The organism is Variovorax sp. 05N34 (assembly GCF_056397405.1).
On the sequence record NZ_JBFTNI010000007.1, the window covers coordinates 159,744 to 176,054 of the forward strand.

18 protein-coding genes are annotated in these 16,311 nt (G+C 63.0%); 10 read left to right on the forward strand and 8 right to left on the reverse strand.

The genetic code is table 11. The features are described 5' to 3' along the window. Nucleotides 1–22: 22 nt before the first annotated feature. The 3 genes from AC1DMA_RS19765 (at nucleotide 23) to AC1DMA_RS19775 (ending at nucleotide 2,870) form a co-directional block, all read left to right on the forward strand. Entirely contained in the window at nucleotides 23–880 is an 858-nt protein-coding gene (locus AC1DMA_RS19765; protein ID WP_478125404.1) for a helix-turn-helix domain-containing protein, read from the forward strand. Between the two features lie 409 nt (nucleotides 881–1,289). Beyond that, nucleotides 1,290–1,547, forward strand: a complete 258-nt coding sequence (locus tag AC1DMA_RS19770; protein WP_478125405.1) for a helix-turn-helix domain-containing protein — start codon at nucleotides 1,290–1,292, stop codon at nucleotides 1,545–1,547. Between the two features lie 3 nt (nucleotides 1,548–1,550). Then, nucleotides 1,551–2,870 carry a M16 family metallopeptidase gene (locus AC1DMA_RS19775; protein ID WP_478145283.1) on the forward strand — a complete coding sequence of 440 codons (1,320 nt, stop codon included), beginning with the start codon at nucleotides 1,551–1,553 and terminating at the stop codon, nucleotides 2,868–2,870. A 585-nt stretch (nucleotides 2,871–3,455) separates the two neighbouring features. Here the strand turns inward: AC1DMA_RS19775 and AC1DMA_RS19780 are convergent. Beyond that, nucleotides 3,456–4,172: a hypothetical protein gene (locus AC1DMA_RS19780; protein ID WP_478145284.1), complete on the reverse strand. Its 717-nt coding sequence runs from the start codon at nucleotides 4,170–4,172 to the stop codon at nucleotides 3,456–3,458. Between the two features lie 182 nt (nucleotides 4,173–4,354). Between AC1DMA_RS19780 and AC1DMA_RS19785 the strand changes: the two genes are divergently transcribed. Then, nucleotides 4,355–5,590, forward strand: a complete 1,236-nt coding sequence (locus tag AC1DMA_RS19785) for an alpha/beta fold hydrolase (RefSeq protein ID WP_478125408.1) — start codon at nucleotides 4,355–4,357, stop codon at nucleotides 5,588–5,590. A 160-nt stretch (nucleotides 5,591–5,750) separates the two neighbouring features. Beyond that, nucleotides 5,751–6,062 carry a polyhydroxyalkanoic acid system family protein gene (locus AC1DMA_RS19790; protein ID WP_478125409.1) on the forward strand — a complete coding sequence of 104 codons (312 nt, stop codon included), beginning with the start codon at nucleotides 5,751–5,753 and terminating at the stop codon, nucleotides 6,060–6,062. A gap of 208 nt (nucleotides 6,063–6,270) precedes the next feature. Here the strand turns inward: AC1DMA_RS19790 and AC1DMA_RS19795 are convergent, their stop codons facing one another. Next, nucleotides 6,271–7,059 carry a class I SAM-dependent methyltransferase gene (locus tag AC1DMA_RS19795; protein WP_478125410.1) on the reverse strand — a complete coding sequence of 263 codons (789 nt, stop codon included), beginning with the start codon at nucleotides 7,057–7,059 and terminating at the stop codon, nucleotides 6,271–6,273. Nucleotides 7,060–7,139: 80 nt separating this feature from the next. Between AC1DMA_RS19795 and AC1DMA_RS19800 the strand changes: the two genes are divergently transcribed. Further along, complete coding sequence (locus AC1DMA_RS19800) at nucleotides 7,140–8,582, forward strand: alpha/beta fold hydrolase (protein WP_478125411.1); 1,443 nt, start codon at nucleotides 7,140–7,142, stop codon at nucleotides 8,580–8,582. A gap of 25 nt (nucleotides 8,583–8,607) precedes the next feature. Here the strand turns inward: AC1DMA_RS19800 and AC1DMA_RS19805 are convergent, their stop codons facing one another. Further along, on the reverse strand, nucleotides 8,608–9,666 hold the full coding sequence (locus tag AC1DMA_RS19805; RefSeq protein ID WP_478125412.1) for a Bug family tripartite tricarboxylate transporter substrate binding protein: 1,059 nt from the start codon (nucleotides 9,664–9,666) through the stop codon (nucleotides 8,608–8,610). Between AC1DMA_RS19805 and AC1DMA_RS19810 the strand changes: the two genes are divergently transcribed. Further along, nucleotides 9,659–9,787, forward strand: a complete 129-nt coding sequence (locus AC1DMA_RS19810) for a hypothetical protein (protein ID WP_478125413.1) — start codon at nucleotides 9,659–9,661, stop codon at nucleotides 9,785–9,787. The genes AC1DMA_RS19805 and AC1DMA_RS19810 overlap by 8 nt on opposite strands. Nucleotide 9,788: 1 nt before the next feature. Here AC1DMA_RS19810 and AC1DMA_RS19815 read toward each other — a convergent pair whose 3' ends face one another. The 3 genes from AC1DMA_RS19815 to AC1DMA_RS19825 form a co-directional block, all read right to left on the reverse strand. Beyond that, complete coding sequence (locus AC1DMA_RS19815; RefSeq protein WP_478125831.1) at nucleotides 9,789–10,202, reverse strand: TRAP transporter large permease subunit; 414 nt, start codon at nucleotides 10,200–10,202, stop codon at nucleotides 9,789–9,791. A gap of 858 nt (nucleotides 10,203–11,060) precedes the next feature. Continuing rightward, nucleotides 11,061–11,351 (reverse strand): AMP-binding enzyme, encoded by a 291-nt coding sequence (locus AC1DMA_RS19820; protein ID WP_478145398.1) that lies wholly within the window; start codon nucleotides 11,349–11,351, stop codon nucleotides 11,061–11,063. A 565-nt stretch (nucleotides 11,352–11,916) separates the two neighbouring features. After that, entirely contained in the window at nucleotides 11,917–12,186 is a 270-nt protein-coding gene (locus AC1DMA_RS19825; protein WP_478145285.1) for a hypothetical protein, read from the reverse strand. Between the two features lie 424 nt (nucleotides 12,187–12,610). Here AC1DMA_RS19825 and AC1DMA_RS19830 point away from each other — a divergent pair, with 424 nt between their 5' ends. Continuing rightward, on the forward strand, nucleotides 12,611–12,874 hold the full coding sequence (locus AC1DMA_RS19830; RefSeq protein WP_478145286.1) for a hypothetical protein: 264 nt from the start codon (nucleotides 12,611–12,613) through the stop codon (nucleotides 12,872–12,874). Between the two features lie 354 nt (nucleotides 12,875–13,228). After that, a complete protein-coding gene (locus AC1DMA_RS19835; RefSeq protein ID WP_478145287.1) occupies nucleotides 13,229–13,630 on the forward strand; it encodes a hypothetical protein in 402 nt (133 codons plus the stop codon). Between the two features lie 137 nt (nucleotides 13,631–13,767). On the opposite strand, the gene AC1DMA_RS19840 is transcribed toward AC1DMA_RS19835, so the two are convergent. Continuing rightward, nucleotides 13,768–14,121: a hypothetical protein gene (locus tag AC1DMA_RS19840; RefSeq protein WP_478126220.1), complete on the reverse strand. Its 354-nt coding sequence runs from the start codon at nucleotides 14,119–14,121 to the stop codon at nucleotides 13,768–13,770. A 200-nt stretch (nucleotides 14,122–14,321) separates the two neighbouring features. Then, the gene (locus tag AC1DMA_RS19845) at nucleotides 14,322–14,735 is read right to left on the reverse strand and encodes a hypothetical protein (RefSeq protein ID WP_478145288.1); all 414 of its coding nucleotides are present in this window, start codon (nucleotides 14,733–14,735) and stop codon (nucleotides 14,322–14,324) included. Nucleotides 14,736–15,164: 429 nt separating this feature from the next. Between AC1DMA_RS19845 and AC1DMA_RS19850 the strand changes: the two genes are divergently transcribed. Next, a complete protein-coding gene (locus tag AC1DMA_RS19850) occupies nucleotides 15,165–16,280 on the forward strand; it encodes an OmpA family protein (RefSeq protein ID WP_478145289.1) in 1,116 nt (371 codons plus the stop codon). The last annotated feature ends 31 nt before the right edge of the window (nucleotides 16,281–16,311 follow it).

A 16,311-nucleotide genomic window follows, 5' to 3' on the forward strand; every position in this document is an offset into this window, starting at 1 on the left:
ACCACCTTGAAGGACTGGATTCATGGCCGAGGCCTACGCGCTGCACGAGGGAGCTTTTGGGACGGCGATCGTTCTCGAATCGCGCGCCAACCTGGTGTCGCACGCCCATTCTGAATCGCAGCTGGCCCTGTGGCTCGGTGGCACGCGCGCCGTCGCGAAAGTGGGCGCCGAGGTCGTGCCCTACGGCGAAAACCTCGCGCTGGGCGTAAACGCGTTCGAGGCGCACGACATGGTGATGGAAGGCAACGGCTCCTGCCTCTTTCTCGTCTTCATGATCTCAAAGCAATGGCTGGACGCGCTGGGAAATTCAACCGGGCGCAACTTCCGCTTCCCTTCACCGCGCGTTCCCATCAGCTCGGCGATGCGCCGCTCGTGCTGGCGCGTGCTCGACCTGATCATCTCCGCGGACAAGTCGCGCCCGGCCATCGATGACGAGGTAGAGCGACTGCTGGAGGCCGCCATTGCGGCATCGACCACGGACGGCGCGGAGGCGCCTGTGGCAGGTGTGGGCGTGATGCTCGACCACCGGCTTCGCAGCGCCATCGCACACATGCGCGAGCACGTGTCGGAGCTCACGACCATTGATGAGATCGCGGCAAAAGTCGGCCTGTCGCGCGCGCACTTCTTTGCCCTGTTTCGCGATCAGCTCAACACGACACCACAGGTGTTCTGGAGCGGCGTGCGGGTCGAGGAAGCCATGCGCCGAGTCGCCGAAGGTGGTGTACTGACGGATGTCGCGATGGATCTGGGCTTTTCCGCGCCGGGCAACTTTTCGCGCTTCTTCAAGGAGCACACCGGCGTCTCGCCGTCGATCTTCAAGCGGGCGACGCGCGATCCCTCGCCTGTGACCGTGACCGGCATCCCCAGGGAGCGGATCTAGGGGTAGCGACATCGATGTCTGTTTTCGCCCGCAAACTGGACGTAGGACGGTCGATCGCGACCGGCAGCACAGGGCCCGAACTCCCATTTCGACGCCGGACACAGCGGACGTTGACTCTTCGAAGGCAAGGTTTCTAGAGGGCAAGCAGGGGCGATGACTGCAATGCCTTGGGACCGGCCGTCCATACGGAGGTGTCCTCGGACTTGGACGACTGGAAACGGGGCGACGGCGTACTTTCGCCATCCAACCTGGAAGGACCGGAGCCGCTGCTCAACGAGCGTCCGCGCAAACCGTCCATTGGAAGCCCCGTCGGGCGCGGGGTCGCCTGCTGAGAATCTCTCATGGGGTCGAAGGCACCCCGCCGCTGGGTCACAGTTGGGGGCAAGGTGCGGGCAGCGACAATGCCCTCATGACCAAAGGCAAGCGCATCTCGGCAGACATCGGTGGTGACGCCCTGCACTCGATTCGGGAATTGGGTGCAGCGGCCAGGCTGGCCCGGACGACGGCCGGGGAGGGACAGGCCGCAGCGGCCGTGCGCCTGGGCGTGCATATCCAAACCATAGGGCGCATCGAAGCGGGGGAGCCCGGCGTTGCTGTCGGGCACGTGCTGGGTTTGCTCGCGCTCTACGGCATCGGCGTGAGACTGCAGCAGCCAGAGGACCGTTGAGCTATGGGTTTGCTCTCGACAGAGCCCACCCCCGTAGTCCTTCGCACGCTTGCGAACGGGGTGCGGCTGCTCGCGCTTCCCATGCCCCACGTGCAGAGCGTCAGTGTGGGTGTGTTCCTGCGCGTTGGCTCCCGTGACGAAACCCCGCTCACGAACGGCATCGGCCATGTCCTTGAGCACATGGCGTTCAAGGGGACCGTCACCCGTTCCGTGCAGGCCATCAACCTGGACGCGGAGCGGCTGGGCGCGGAGGTCAATGCGTTCACAGGCAAGGACACCACCGGCTACTTCATGACCGGCTTGGGCCGGCATGCGGAGCATCTGCTGCGTATAACGGCCGACATCGTCCTGAACAGCACGTTTCCCGAAGACGAACTTCAGCGGGAGCTGGAGGTGATCCGCCAGGAAGCCATCGAATACGAGGAGGACCCGGAGGACGCTTCCAGCGAACTGCTTGACCGCGCCGTCTGGGGCGACGACCCTATGGGCATGCCGGTGATCGGCACTGTCGGGAACATTGAAGGCTTTACCCGGCAGGAACTGGTGCGGCATGTCCAGTCCCACCACGTCGCGGAAAACACCGTCGTCGCGGCGGCCGGGAACTTCGATGTGGAAGCCTGGCTGGCGCTCGCCGGGGAACTCTTCTACGCGATGCCCTCGGCCCCGCTGCCCGGGCCGCTGCCGCCAAAGCCCGCGAAGTACGTGGGGCTGGCCGTGGCCCGGCGATTTCCGCAGGTGTCTCAAGTCTTCCTCAACATCGCCTACCCACTATCGCCTGTGCGGGACGATGAAATCTCGCAGCAGCGCTGGCGCCTTGCGGCGTCGGTGGCCGCCAACCTGTTTGGAGGCGGGATGTCGGCGCCCCTGGTCGACAGAATCCGGGAGCAGCTCGGCTTGGCCTACACAGCGCACACGATGGACACCGGGGACGTCTGGGCCAACTTCGTCATTCATGCGGTCACGACCCCGGACAAGGTCGACGCGCTGGTGTCGTCGACGGCCGGCTTGTTGCGTGAGCAGGCCACGAATATCGATCCGGTGCACCTGGAGCGGGCGAAGAACCAACTGATCGTGTCGCGTGTGCGTGCCGGAGAACGGACCTACCCGGCGATGGAGCAGGCCGTCGAGGAGCTCTTTGCCAGCGCAACCGTGACGCCAATAGCCGGAGCGATTGCGGTGATCGACGACATCTGTGCAGCAGAGGTGCAGGCTGTCTTCGAGCGAATGCTGGCCAACCCTCCGGCGGTGGCGATTGCCGGCAAGGGTGCTAGCGCACGAACGGCGAGGCAGTTGGCAGCGCGACTCGCTGCGGGTGGCTGCTGATCGGCCGTGGTCAAGGACACCTCTGCGAACTGATTGCGGCCACGAGCTCTTTGTGAACTGCGTCCGCAGGATCGGCGTCAAGGCGCGCGCAGTCGCGGCCGGGGACTGGGAAGGGATTTATCAGACATTCGACTGTGTCGTTGACACTTCGCATTTGTTCGCGAAGCCGAGGAAGGCCATCTTGATTCCGACACTCTCAAGACTATCCCGACCGTCGGGTAGACGGCAGACTGCCGTCGTTCCGGTTTGGCCTATCGCTGCGTCGCGACATCCAGAACGGCTGGACGTATGACCTCCGGTGTTGCCGCGGCCGTAGCGGCTCGTCGCGAGGAGCTTTGGCTGGCCGAAAACGCGACGTCGCTTCAGAGCTAGAACACTTACGTCGAGCAGAACGGCTTGCCTCTTTGTAAGCATGCACTGCTGCCGTGGGAGGCCCCACGGAACGACGGACCGTGCGGATTGCGGCGACCAATAGTTCAGCATCGATAGTCAACGATGCTTTCCGCCCAGAAACATCCAGCTGACCGAGCCAAAGTCGAGATTGCAGTCTTGTCCAAGGATCTGCCTGATGGTCCGGCGATCTGCCTACGAACGCTTGGCATGGCCAAGCAAGCCCTTTGCGGCTTCTATCCGCAAAGCCATAGGCACCGATTCGTCGTTCATGACGCGTCTCAGGAAGCGCTCCGCGTCTTCGCGCCCTTGATCGTGGGTGGGCACTTCGGGCAAGCCGGACAGCTTCAACTCAGCTGGCACTTCCTCCAAGACGCCAAGCTGTCTTAGCGCGGCTTCGAAGGCAACTTGCCGGATGGGCTCGAGCGCGCGCAGAAGCGCTGCCTGCCCTTCGCCATTTGGGGCCAGGTCCAGCCACGGCATATCGGCAAAGACCGAAGCCAAGTCGGGGGCGACGAACGCAGACCAGCGATCTGGGCTGGTCTCCAAGGGCGGCGCGGACGGGAGTTGCGCCGCGTCGGCGATCAGACGTAAGTGGGTCGATCCTAAGTCCGGCAGATACCGTGCACGCAGGCCCTGCAGGAAAAGCTCGCCGGCACTCGGCAACGTCGGCGATGCAAGGGAGAACCAGAGCTGCACTGCGTCGACGCCTGAGACCGCGATGGCAGGGGGAGGAAGGCCGAGGTCCGATTGGACGCCGATCCACACCGAAGAAAGCTGGGCCCACCCCGCGGGTGGCCTCAACTCGAACACCAACGCTCGAACGCCCTGGGCCGCCGCTGGGGCAGCGCCGTGCGAGGCGCTCGCACCCAGTCCGTATAGGCGATCGAGTTCGAACGGCATTGGGTTCATACCGAGATGCTAGCCGACCATGGGTGCGCGCCTCGTGGTGCGCAGACGCGGTTGGGCCCCCCGCCGATCCTGTCCGGCTGGAGCGCGTCCATCACGGCGGGGCTCACCCAGAGGAACGGCGGCTTTCGCCGCCGGGCCGCAGAGACGCTCGCTCCGGGGGCGTTCGGGTTCTAATGCGAGCCATGGATACGACCTACCGCATGCCCGGGGCAGTTTTGACCGAGCGCGAGCACTCGGTTCCCTTGGTTCACGGCGACCCGCTGCGTGGCACGATCAGTGTGTTCACGCGCGAGCTTGCTGCGCCAGACGGCGGTCTTGATCGCCCCTACCTCGTGTTCCTGCAGGGCGGCCCAGGCTTCGAGGCCGCCCGCCCGACGAGCCCGCCCTCAGGGTGGATGGCRCGTGCCCTTGCGGACTTCCGGGTCCTGCTGCTTGACCAGCGGGGCACAGGGCGCTCTACGCCCGTCGGGCCAGTCATTCCTGGAGCAGCGCCTGCCGATCAGGCCGAGTACCTCACGCATTTTCGCGCCGACTCGATCGTGCGCGACCTCGAACTGATCCGCGCTGAACTCGGCGTCGACTGCTGGAGTCTGCTCGGTCAGAGTTTCGGGGGATTCACCTCGCTCACCTATCTGTCGCTGGCGCCCGCGGGCCTGCGGGAGGTATTGATTACCGGCGGCCTCGCGCCGATCACGAATCGGCCGGTCGACGAGGTCTACGCGGCGACATGGGCGCGTGTGCGCGAAGCGAACCAGCGCTATCACGCCCGATACCCAGGAGACCTCGATCGTTTGCGGAAGATCCTGCGCCGGCTCGACGAGGAAGATGTCCGCTTGCCCAACGGCGACCGGCTCACATCGCGTCGGTTTCGGCAGACCGGAATGTGGCTCGGCGACAGCGCTGGGTTTGAACGGCTTCACCACCTGCTCGAGCTGCCCTTCGGCTCGGCCGCATTCATGGTCGACGCGCAGATGGCGTCACCCTGGGAGCGCAATCCGATCTACGCGACGCTCCATGAGTCCTCGTACGCCGACGGGGGTGCCACTCGCTGGTCGGCACACCGGCTCGCGCCCGAGGAGGCGATGACCGGCGACCTCCTTGGCGCAGAGCACGTCTTCCCTTGGATGTGGGACGACTACGCTGGCTTACGCGCGCACCGCGAGGTGGCGCAGCTTCTGGCCCAGCATCCATGGCCGCGCCTGTACGACGCTGACCGCCTCGCCCGCAATGAGGTCCCAATGGCAGCGACCGTGTACGTCGACGATGTCTACGTGGAGCGATCATTTGCCGAGGAGACGGCCCGTGGCGTTCGTGGGCTGCGGGCCTGGGTTACCAACGAGTACGTACACAACGGGCTGCGGGCCGATGGCGAGCGCATCGTGGGTCGCCTGCTCGACATGGTCCGCGGCCGAGCCTGAACCGATGGACGTGGCCTTCGCGTACCCAGCAAAGGAAATCTGCAGAGCGCTGGCTAGCGGTCTTCCGTACTTGCCTTCCTGAAGGGCCGCTTTCGCTGCGGAGTTGCCCCGTCCCCTGCAGGCCCTTGCCCAGCGCGTCGATTCGCTGCACCCTATGCCTGTGGCATCGCCCATCATCATCACCATTCCACATCAGCTCGGCCGCGCCGGAGCGCGACGTCGCATCGAGGGCGATTTTGCGAAGATCATCAACTTGTTGCCCGGCAGCAGCGGGGCCCCCAGCGAGCGCTGGGGCGGCGACCGGCTCATCTTCAGCGTTGCGGCTTTGGGTCAGACCGTCTCCGGCGTGATCCAAGTCCTCGATGCCACAGCAATCATGGAGCTTGAACTGCCCGGTGCCCTCCGCGTCATCGCCAGCAGCCTCAAGGAAAGACTTGAGAAAATGGGACAAGTGCTATTGACGAGGAAGTAGCGCACTTGTGCAGGGGCACAGGACAAGTTCCGACGCAATCGTCCGGTAAGCCATCTGCAACACTCCTTCTGCCTACGGCAGTTTTCAGTGTGTTGCATCGACCGGTTGCATCCGCACTTCGGAACCTGACCTTGCCGACGTCGGCCATGAATTCGGCAGGTGGCAACGGCGATGGGGGCGACATCGCGAAGGGAAAGCCGACGCGGCGCTATGCCGCAACCAGCCCCCTGATCGCGTTGGCGCGCGCGCCGTACGTGATCCGGCCGGCGGCGTCGGCGCTCAGCCGGGCGCGCAGGCGTTCCTTCAGGAGCTGACGATCGTCTTCCGGCATCGCTGCCAGGCTGGTCGCTAGGCGCGGCCCGGTCTGCGCGATCAGCCAGAACGAATCGAAATCGGCGTACGTTCGCTCGACTTCGATCTGTCGCGTCTCGATCTGCGTCAGGCCCGCGCTCGTCCAGAGCGACCTCTTCGTCTCCATGCGGGCCGCCTCCACGCTCGGCGGCCACGGTGGAGCCGTCGTGAGCTTGGCCATTTCCTCCTGCAACGCCGCATACGGAAAGGCCCCGCCGAGGATGTCCCAGGAGTACGCCGAGACGCTGCCGCCGGGTCGCACGACGCGCACCATCTCCGCGACCGACTTCGCCGGATCGGGAACGAAGAAGATAACCAGCGCCATGACGGCGGCGTCGAAGCTCGCGTCGGCGTAGGGCAGAGCCATCGCGTCGCCGATATCAAACCGCGCTGAGCCGCGGCCCGCTCGCTCGCGGGCGTAGGCAATCTGCTCCCTCGACGGGTCGATGCCCTGAACCGCAGCCGGCGCACAGCGCTCGACCAGCATTTGCGTGAAAGCGCCGTTGCCGCAGCCGACGTCCAGCCAGCGCCAGCCGGGCGAAGGTTCGAGCCAGCGCAGGAACGAGTCGCCGACCAGCTGGCTCCACCGGCCCATGAATTCTTCGTAGGCGACGCCGTCGCTGAAGTGGACCGGTTCGGATTGCATCTTCTTCCTCCTTCAGCGCTGATATTGCCTGCAGCGCCGGATCGGGCATACCATGGGCTCTCATTATCAAGGCAAGTGCCATGACCAGGGACCCTGCCGTGCCCGGGGATGCGAATGCGGGCGGGCCTACGATCAATCGTCGGCTCGCCGCAATTCTTGCGGCGGACATCGCCGGCTATAGCCGATTGATGGGGGAAGACGAAGGCGCGACCGTTGCCGCGCTCAAGAGCCATCAGGCCGTCGTGCTGCCCCTGGTGAGTCGCTATGGTGGCCACGTCATAGATACGGCCGGTGACGGCATCCTGGCTGATTTTCCAAGCGTGATCAATGCAACCGAGTGCGCGCTCGAAATCCAGAGCGTGATGGCGACGCGCAACGAGAGTGTCTCGACGCGTCGTCGCATGCTTTTTCGAATCGGCATCAATCTCGGCGACGTGATTCACGACGAGTCGCGCATATACGGAGACGGAGTCAACGTGGCGGCACGGCTCGAGGGCATCGCAGAGCCTGGCGGCATCTGCATCTCGCGCCAGGTATACGAGCAGGTGAACCACACCCTGAAGGCGAACTTCGAGTCATGGGGGCCGCGTGCCTTGAAGAACATTGTGCAGCGGGTGGATGTCTTTGCCATCTCACCCGCTCAGCACGGCGACGCATCCTCTCTGAGGTCTCCCGATGCCGCCGTCCTCGACCAGGAGATCCACTTCTGCAGCGCTTTCGACGGAATTCAGCTTGCCTATTCGAAGATCGGGCAAGGCCCGGCGCTGTTGAAGACAGGCAACTGGATGACTCACCTGGAGTACGACCTCCAAAGCCCGATTTGGGGCCATCTCTTCCGCGATCTGGCGAAAGGACACTTGCTTGCCCGATACGATGCGCGCGGCAACGGGCTGTCGGACCGTGAAGCGGACATCTCGTTCGACGCTTACGTCAGTGACTTGGAGGCGGTGGTCGAGGCGCTCGGAATCGATCGCTTCGCTCTGTTGGGTATCTCCCAAGGGTGTGCGGTCGCGATCGCCTACGCGGTCCGACATCCTGAACGGGTCTCGCATCTGATTCTCTACGGAGGCTTCGCGAAGGGCGCGAAGAAGCGCGTTCGCACAGCGGGGCAAATCGAAGAGGATGCCGCGCTGCTGACGCTGATGCGGGTGGGGTGGGGAAAGGACAACCCGGCCTTTCGTCAGCTTTTCACCTCCCAGTTCGTCCCCGACGCGACCAAGGAACAGGCCGACTGGTTCAATGAGTTGCAACGGATCACCGTGTCGGCGGACATGGCTGCACGAATGTTCGAAACCGCGGGCGAAATCGACGTCAGTGCTCTGCTGGCACGTGTCTGCGTGCCGACACTGGTCATGCACGCACGAGGTGACGCTCGCGTTCCATTCGAAGCCGGCCGGCGCATGGCAGCAGGCATCTGCGGAGCGCGCTTCGTCGCCCTGGATGGGCGCAATCACCTGTTCTTCGAGACCGAGCCAGCGTCCCGGCAGTTTCTCGAGCAGGTGAGGTCATTCCTGGAGAGCTAGCTTCCCGGTGTCGATTACATCGGCATCAATTGACGGTGATGTTGTTTGCTTTCACCACCTGAGCCCAGGCGCGTGCGTCTTCCACAAGGAACTGTTGGAACTCGGCCGATGTGCCGCCGATTGGCACAAGGCCATAGTCGGTCAGCGTCGCGCGAAACTCGCGATCCTCGACGATGCGCTGTGACTGCTCGACTATTGTGGCCACGACATTGCCAGATGTGCCCTTGGGGGCGAAGATCCCCTGCCATGATTCGCCGACGAAGCCGGGAAAGGTCTCGGCGATTGCGGACACGTCCTTCAAGACCTCGAGCCGCGACCTGCTCGACACACCGAGTGCCCGAACCTTGCCACCCCTCAGGTCTCCCATCGCCGTGGTGCTGGGCTCGAATGCAACTGCGATGCGCTGTTCGATCACGTCGGGGAGGTAGGACTCCTTGTAAGGCACGTGCGTCATCGTGATGCCGGCCGTATTCAGCAACCGCGCCATGATCACATGCGTCGAGGTGCCGATGCCGGAACTGGCGTAGTTCAGCGCCCCCGGGTGGTCCCTGCCTGCCTGGACCAGATCGCCGAGGCGATGTATCGACGACTCGGCGGAGACGATGAGCACGAATGGCACCGACAGAATGCGCGTGATGGGGACAAAATCCTCGGCGCGGTACGGCAGGCTGCGGTAGATGAAGGGGTTGATGGAGAACGTGTTGTTGACCGTCCAAAGCAGCGCGTATCCATCAGCTGGGGCAGCGGCCACGGCCTGCGCCCCGATGATCGTGCCCGCGCCCGGGCGGTTTTCAACGACGACGGTTTGGCCCGTCGACTTGGCGAAACGTTCGCCCCATAGTCGCGCGACCACGTCCGGCGAGAAGCCGGCGGGAAAGGGTACGACCAAGCGCACTGGCCGAGAAGGATATGGCGTCTGTCCCTGCGCACCCGACGCGACGAATGAGGCGGCGAAGGCGCATCCGGCTGCGAAGACCGCGCGCCGCGACACCACCCCAGTGGGGCGGGACACAGACTTGTCAACACTATTTGACGTCGCTTTGGTCACCAGAGTAGTGTGATGGGGCGTCTGGCGCGTGTCCAATCAATCCGGCACGCTGGTGCTGGCCACCGGTTTTGACGCCGTCACTGGCACACTGATGCGGCTGGACCTGCGCGCCAGGGCGGCCTCGGCATCCAGGACAAGTGGCGCGACGGGCGATTGAATTACCCGGCTTGGAGGTGGCCGGCTTCCCGAACCTGTTCAACATCGCAGGCGCGGGCAGTGCCGTGGCCTTCACGAGCAGCAAAATAGACGAGCGGCGTCAGGTGTAAGCCGCTGATGAACTGCTGCACCGACAGCGGGACTTGCTCGATCGTGACCACGTAGTTGAAGACCAGGGCCCCGGCGATCAGCATGCCCACCGAGGTGGTGGACCGCGCGCTTCCCAGCAACACGTTGTAGAGCTGCCGCCAAGTCATCGAGCGATAGATGACTGCGGACGCCAGCAGCGCATAGGCGGCTGCGGCGGCAGCGCCTTCGGTCGGCGTCATGACGCCGCGGTAGATGCCGAACAGCAACACCACCGGCAGCATCAATGCAGGCAACGCGTCAAGCGTGATAAGCGGAATCTCGCGCATCGGCACCGGTGGCTCGACAGGATTGAGGGTGATCCTCGCCCTGCACGGTTCGCCTATTGGGACGGCCTGCAATGGAAGTGGCGCGCTGCCACTGCGGGCAGGCGCGTGCCGAACGCGATTCGGAGTCGCTCTGCTTGGAGTCTCTTTCTCATTTGCAGTGGAGAGGCTTGAGCCAGCCGCAAGATTCTGTTCTGCCTGCAACCGAAGGAGATCGCCAAGGTTAAGAGCGAGTCTCTGATCGAGTTTCGAACTCCTCATCAACCTCACGACTGCCAAGCCGCTCGGCAGCGATCTGTGATGTGCAGTTGGCGAGCGAGTTGTTAGTCCTCGCGCAGCCCTTGGACATCAACGGAGCGGGGACGTCTACCTTCATACCGATGAGATCAAGCGGGCGCGGCAGCTGGGGGAGGCCTTTCCGGCGCGCGTCACGCCTGATTTTTGCGGTGAACGTCTCAGAAAGACTGTTGCTGTCGTTCGAATTTCTCTGCCGAATGACAGCGGTCGCCGAAACCCGACCTTGGCCCTTTTCTTGACGAACGGCCGGTCTACTTTGGAACTTGACCTCGCCGACGTCGCGATAACTTCAGCATGGGTGGCAGCGGATGAGCAGGGCGGCATCGTGCGCGGACGACAGCTTCCACAAGGCGCGAATCGGAGCTTCGGGCCCATCAGCGACATTCACGAGCATGAAATCGGCGCCGGAAAGCTGCCAGAGGGGCACAGGACCTTCAATGGCCCTTAGTCCCTGCTAGGCTGCAACCATCGCTGGATAGCGCCCTTCAGGAATCGCTGACGCGCCTCAAGCAGATCAGCGAAGCCGCGCTGCCGCGCCGTTGAGGTCGCGCGGTGGGTGCCCAGCTATCGCAGGCCTGGGCGCAGGATCTTGCGGACCGTGGATTCGGGAACCAGGGCCTTGCGCAGTGCGCGCGGATGTCGTTCACCCAGTCCCGGGTCTGAGCGAACCACCACGGTCTTGACAGCCTCGCCCCTGGCCTCGTCGRGAATTCCGACCACTGCGCATTCGAAGACACCCTGATGTTTGATCGAGCACTGCGAGATCGAAGTCGACCGGTTCTTGAAGAACAGGTTGACCGGCAGTGACTCCTGCGAGCACTGCCGAACGTCGAATGGAGGTCGGCCGAACTTTATCCGCTCACTGCATTGAACTGCTGGCCTAACTGGAAGGAGCCTGAGGCCGAAGTCAGATCAAGTGTCCGGTACTGTTGGGGTGACCCTTAGCGCACGCCGAATCCAGCACGATGTCGGTGGAGGTCAAGCTCCGAATTTCCTCGCCGCTCGCGGTTGCCGCCGACCGGGCCACTCACTCAAGTCTGACCGAAAATGGCCCGCTCGAAGCGGGCCCAAGGACTGCCTTGAACAATCCCCTTGAGGACTCGGTTCCAGTTTTTGCGCCTGCGCTTTGTAAAGGGCAAGACCGCTCGATCTCTCATTTGGCCATGAGGTCTCAGGCGTTCTTCTGCGCGAAAAGCGCGTCCCGCGTTGTGGGCGAGCTGGTCCTGCGTGGCCTCACATGACGGCCTCCGTAAGGTGGAAACGGTTGCCTCGATCTTTGGACATGTTGATGATGGCCGCAGAAGTCAGAAACGTGCCTTTCGCGCCCAATTGCGAATTGATCACGTGCCGCCACTCATCTCCTGGCAAGCATTCGTTGATCGCACGGCTGCCGCCGGGCAATGCGATGGGTGATAGCCCGTTAGTACTTGGTGTCGCGCTTTTCCTGGCGTCCGCCCTGCTTGGTCTCGTGCTTGTCTTGCCGGCACTGAGCGTTGCTCTTCTGGTTTTCGGCCCGGCAGTCGACCTTGTCCGAACGCGCGTCCTGTTTCGCCGCCTGGTTCGCGTCTCTGCCTTGCTGACGCTGTTGCGACTGATCGGTGGCCAGGGCAGCCCCCGATAGCATCAGGAGTCCGACCGCGGCCAGCATTCCGCCTGCCCGGTGCCAGTTTCCGCCTCTCGAGTCGATCATTTGCGTTCTCCAAGGTTGATGGATTGAGACCGAGGTCCAAGTGTCGCACCAAGCCGCCTTCGTTGCCCTTGAACGGTCAGAGACAAGAAACCTCCCACGGACAAACGAGCTTCCATTGCCGCTCGCGTCATGGTCGCACCAATCACTGCCGAAGTGAACGAATTTCAATCCGAGTTCGTCGCCAGCAGGTCGCAGTTGCTCGATAGGTGGTCGGCGATCGCCGCGATTCGATCGACCTGACATGAGGACTTCCATGAGGGCTTCCCTGTCAGTCTCTACAGCGCCGCCGCAGCAGTTCGGGTTCAGCACCGCGCAAGAGTCCGGCCGGCGGGTCGGGGATCCTTGGCGGCGGCCGCGGCACACGAAGACTCGCTCGAACTGGAATCGGCCGCCAGACTGCCGCGCGAGGCGGTAGGATGGGCGCATGGGCGCAACCGAGACCATTCCGTTCGTCTACGCGCCGGAGGATTTTGCGGTCAACGACGCCCGGATCCTCCGCTCCGTGCGGACTGCTGGGGTTGAAGGGACGGCGGTTTTCGGCAAGACCGCAGACGGCTGGACCCGGGTCGTAGTCACGATCTCAGGGGAACCGGAGCCGATGCGCATCGCACGCATGGGTCTTCCGATGGAAGCTCAGGACATCGGCTGCGATCGCCACAGAGCGATCAAGACGCTCCCGAACAAGTGAGGCACCTCGTGGCTCATTGGTCTGTTGGTCGAACGCCAGAGTTGTTCACCAAACTGCTTACGGCATCGTTGCAGCAGGCGCGGCAGGCGCACGAAGCCGCCAATCAGCCCCAGCATCATCGGGGTGTAGATGAGGTAGACGTCCGTGGGAGGACGCGCCAGCAAAAGGGTCAACAGCGCCGGGGCGCATTGCGTTTGCTCAAGAGCTTCGGAGATCCGGATGCGGCTGCCAACTCTGAAGCTGCTGCAAGCGGAACACCACCGTCGACTCGCCGCGCCGGACCCTGCCAGTTCAAAGAGACACCCGTATGCTTCGGGCCGGACGCGTGACCCACATGCACCGCACTGCAACCTCTTGATCTCCTTCATCTCGACAATGACGCGGCTTGTATTCACTTGGCGCGAGCGCTCTTCAAATAGCGCCAAAAATAATCTCGCCCAAAGCCAAAACACGAAACACGCAAGTAGAAACAAGTGCCGCCTGAGCGAGACACTCAGGAATATGGCCCGACGTTCGGCGCGATGCCCCCTATCGATAGGATCGGCACCGTCTGCAAAGGATTACATGGACAAAAACGAGGTACAGGCGCTCGCTTGGGTGAGATGGGAAACCGCCGCTGAGCGGATTTCGCTTGAATTGGCCCCGCCGGACGGCGAGGTTTGGGATGAGCAGCCACGCGATCTCAAGGCCGCTGTGGAACTCGCCCGCGCTGCGCTCGATGCGATCGAAGCAGCATACGGCCTCGACAAATCCTGAAGGTCTGATTTGCTCCGCCAGGGTTTGCGGCCGAGAGAGTCCCAGTAGGCGCGGCCACCCTGGTGGTTGGTCTCGAAGGTGCGCTGTCGGCAGTTGGGCGGCGGGTACTGGCGCTGGTCTTCAATCGAACACGGAGATCAGGATTGGCACTGCCCGATGACGCCGGTCACGCTCGTCTCTGGGCCGCGGAAACCAACCATCGAGCCGGATCCATTGGTCGCCGGGCGCACCATGGCGGCGGAGCCGCTTGGTGGCATCTGACCCGGAACGAAGACATCGAATGCCGTGTCATTCGCATAGACGTACTGCGTGTAGACAGTCTGCCGGGTACCTGTGGCCCATTTCTGCGCGATGCATGCAGCGGCTGCCTTGGGGGGAAGCTGGCTCTGACCGACAGGACGCACCTCCGATGGCAAGGGTGATGGTGATGACGTTGGTTGGCTCGCACACCCAGAGACTGCAAGAACCAGAGCGGGCAGGACAAGTTTCATGATGATGGCTCCATATCAAGAACGCGAAACAGCAAACCTATCGAGTCGCAACTCGCGAGTCTTCATGGTGTGGGTCCTGGGTGCGCGGACGTTCAACGCATATTGCGCACGCGCCCTCAGTGGATTGCAATTTGTGCGCTTCGCACCTCATGAAGAAGGCAGGCCGTCTCCTGCACACGAGCGCTGGCGCTCGCCTCGTCTCAGTCCAAGCCCCAGACCTTGAGGGTGGCTGATGGCTTGTCGCCGAGGATCTTGTACTGGACCGTGACTGCCGTCAGTCGCCCTTTGCGACCCGGAGCATCTGCTGCGGCGGTCTGTCCGCCTGCCTTAATAACGCCAACATCCTTCACCGTGTCGTCTCTGCGGTTGTCCCAGTTGAGCACAAGCTGCGTGATCTGAACGTCGGCACCCTCTGCTGACAACTTCACCTGTTTGACGTCCTTGTCCCATCGACCGCCTTCGCTCTTGACCTGCGCGCTGGGGTCCGAGGATTTGATCGTCTGCTCGCCGAGCACGAACCACTGGTCCGCCGCTGTTGCGCTCTCCACAGCGCCCATAAGGGACGCGGACGCAACAACGAAGGAGGCCACCAATCTATGCATCTTCATCTTCATGGAGTTTCCTTCCGAGCCCGCGAGCATGCAGGATGAATACCGTCAATGCAAAGTCCCTGAAAAATTCAATGTGTGCGCCGCCCTTTTGTCCAGGCGGCTCGAGGCAACATGTTGTTCCGTCCTTGGGCGGTCGGCAGTTTAGGCACCCATGGAGTGAGCGCGCATTGACGTTTGTCAGTTGATGCGAATCTATACATCGTCCGTTCCACAAACACGCTTTTGCGACTTAGTTCGGCATCAATGCACACGTTGCCAATGAGCAACCATTGGTAGTTGGTTCTGACTTAATTGAAACAATGATGTCGATAACTGGTGATTACACAACGTTTGGTGACGTCTCAACGCATCGAACTGCCAAGGTCGCCTCTATCGTGGATTCGTCCGGCTTCGGCTGAGGCTCTCATCAACGTCAACAACTGAGGAGTCTTTATGTTCGATCGACGCGCCCTTGCAGCTTGCTGCGTACTCGCCATTCCGTGCGGTGTCTCTCTGGCCCAGACCAGCTTCGCACCGGATCAGTACTTCGACAACCGCTGGTACATCACGCCATTCGGCACCTACGTCCATCCGGACAACAACTGGAATGCGAAGAACGGCTGGGGCGGAGGCGTTTCGATCGGCAAGCCGATCAATCCTTACTGGAACATCGAGGGGCGCGTGCAGTACGAGGAGCTCGACAGCAAGTTCGGCACTGCCTTCGGCGTCTTCAACACTTACGACAAGTACAAGAACCTCAGCGGCACGATCGATGCGCAGTGGTTCTTCCTGGGCCGCCAGGGGATCAACCGCTGGCAGTCCAACAGCGTGCAGCCTTATGTCGTTGGCGGTATCGGCGCGCTCGACAACAAGGTGGATACCCTGTTCGCCAGCAGCAGCAGCCACACCAGCTTCACCGCCAATGCGGGGCTGGGCGTGGTCTGGCCGTTTTCGTCCTGGGGCCGCCTGATGGCCGATGCACGCTACCGCTATGTCGACAACGCTAGCAACGTCAGGCTGGCAAGCCGCCAGCAGATGAACGACTGGATGTTCACCGTGGGCTTGCAGATCCCCTTCGGTCCGCCGCCCGTGGTGGCGCAGGCACGTCCGCCATCGCCGCCGCCAGCAGTGATGCCGCCGCCTCCACCGCCGCCTCCGCCTCCGGCCGCGCGCAACTTTGAACTCAAGGCCGATGGCACCTTCGCCTTTGCCAAGTCGGACCTGACGCCGGCCGGCCGGGCACGGATCGACAGCACTCTGCAGGAGCTCAGGTCCTCGGGCATCCGGCTACGCTCGATCTTGATCGTAGGGCACACCGATCCGATCGGCGGTGTCGAGTTCAACCAGCGCCTGTCCGTGGCGCGCGCCACCTCCGTGCGTGACTACCTGGTCGCGCAAGGGGTGCCTGCGAACATCATACAGACCGAAGGCCGCGGCGAGACCGAGCTCAAGATCACCGAGCAAGAGTGCAGAGCGCAAGGCAAGGCGAAGAATCGCACCGCGCTGATCGCCTGCTTTGAGCCGAACCGGCGCGTGGAGATCCGGGCGACGGGCGAGCAGGGGCTCTAGAGGGTTCGACTCCAGCGACTTGAGAGGTCGT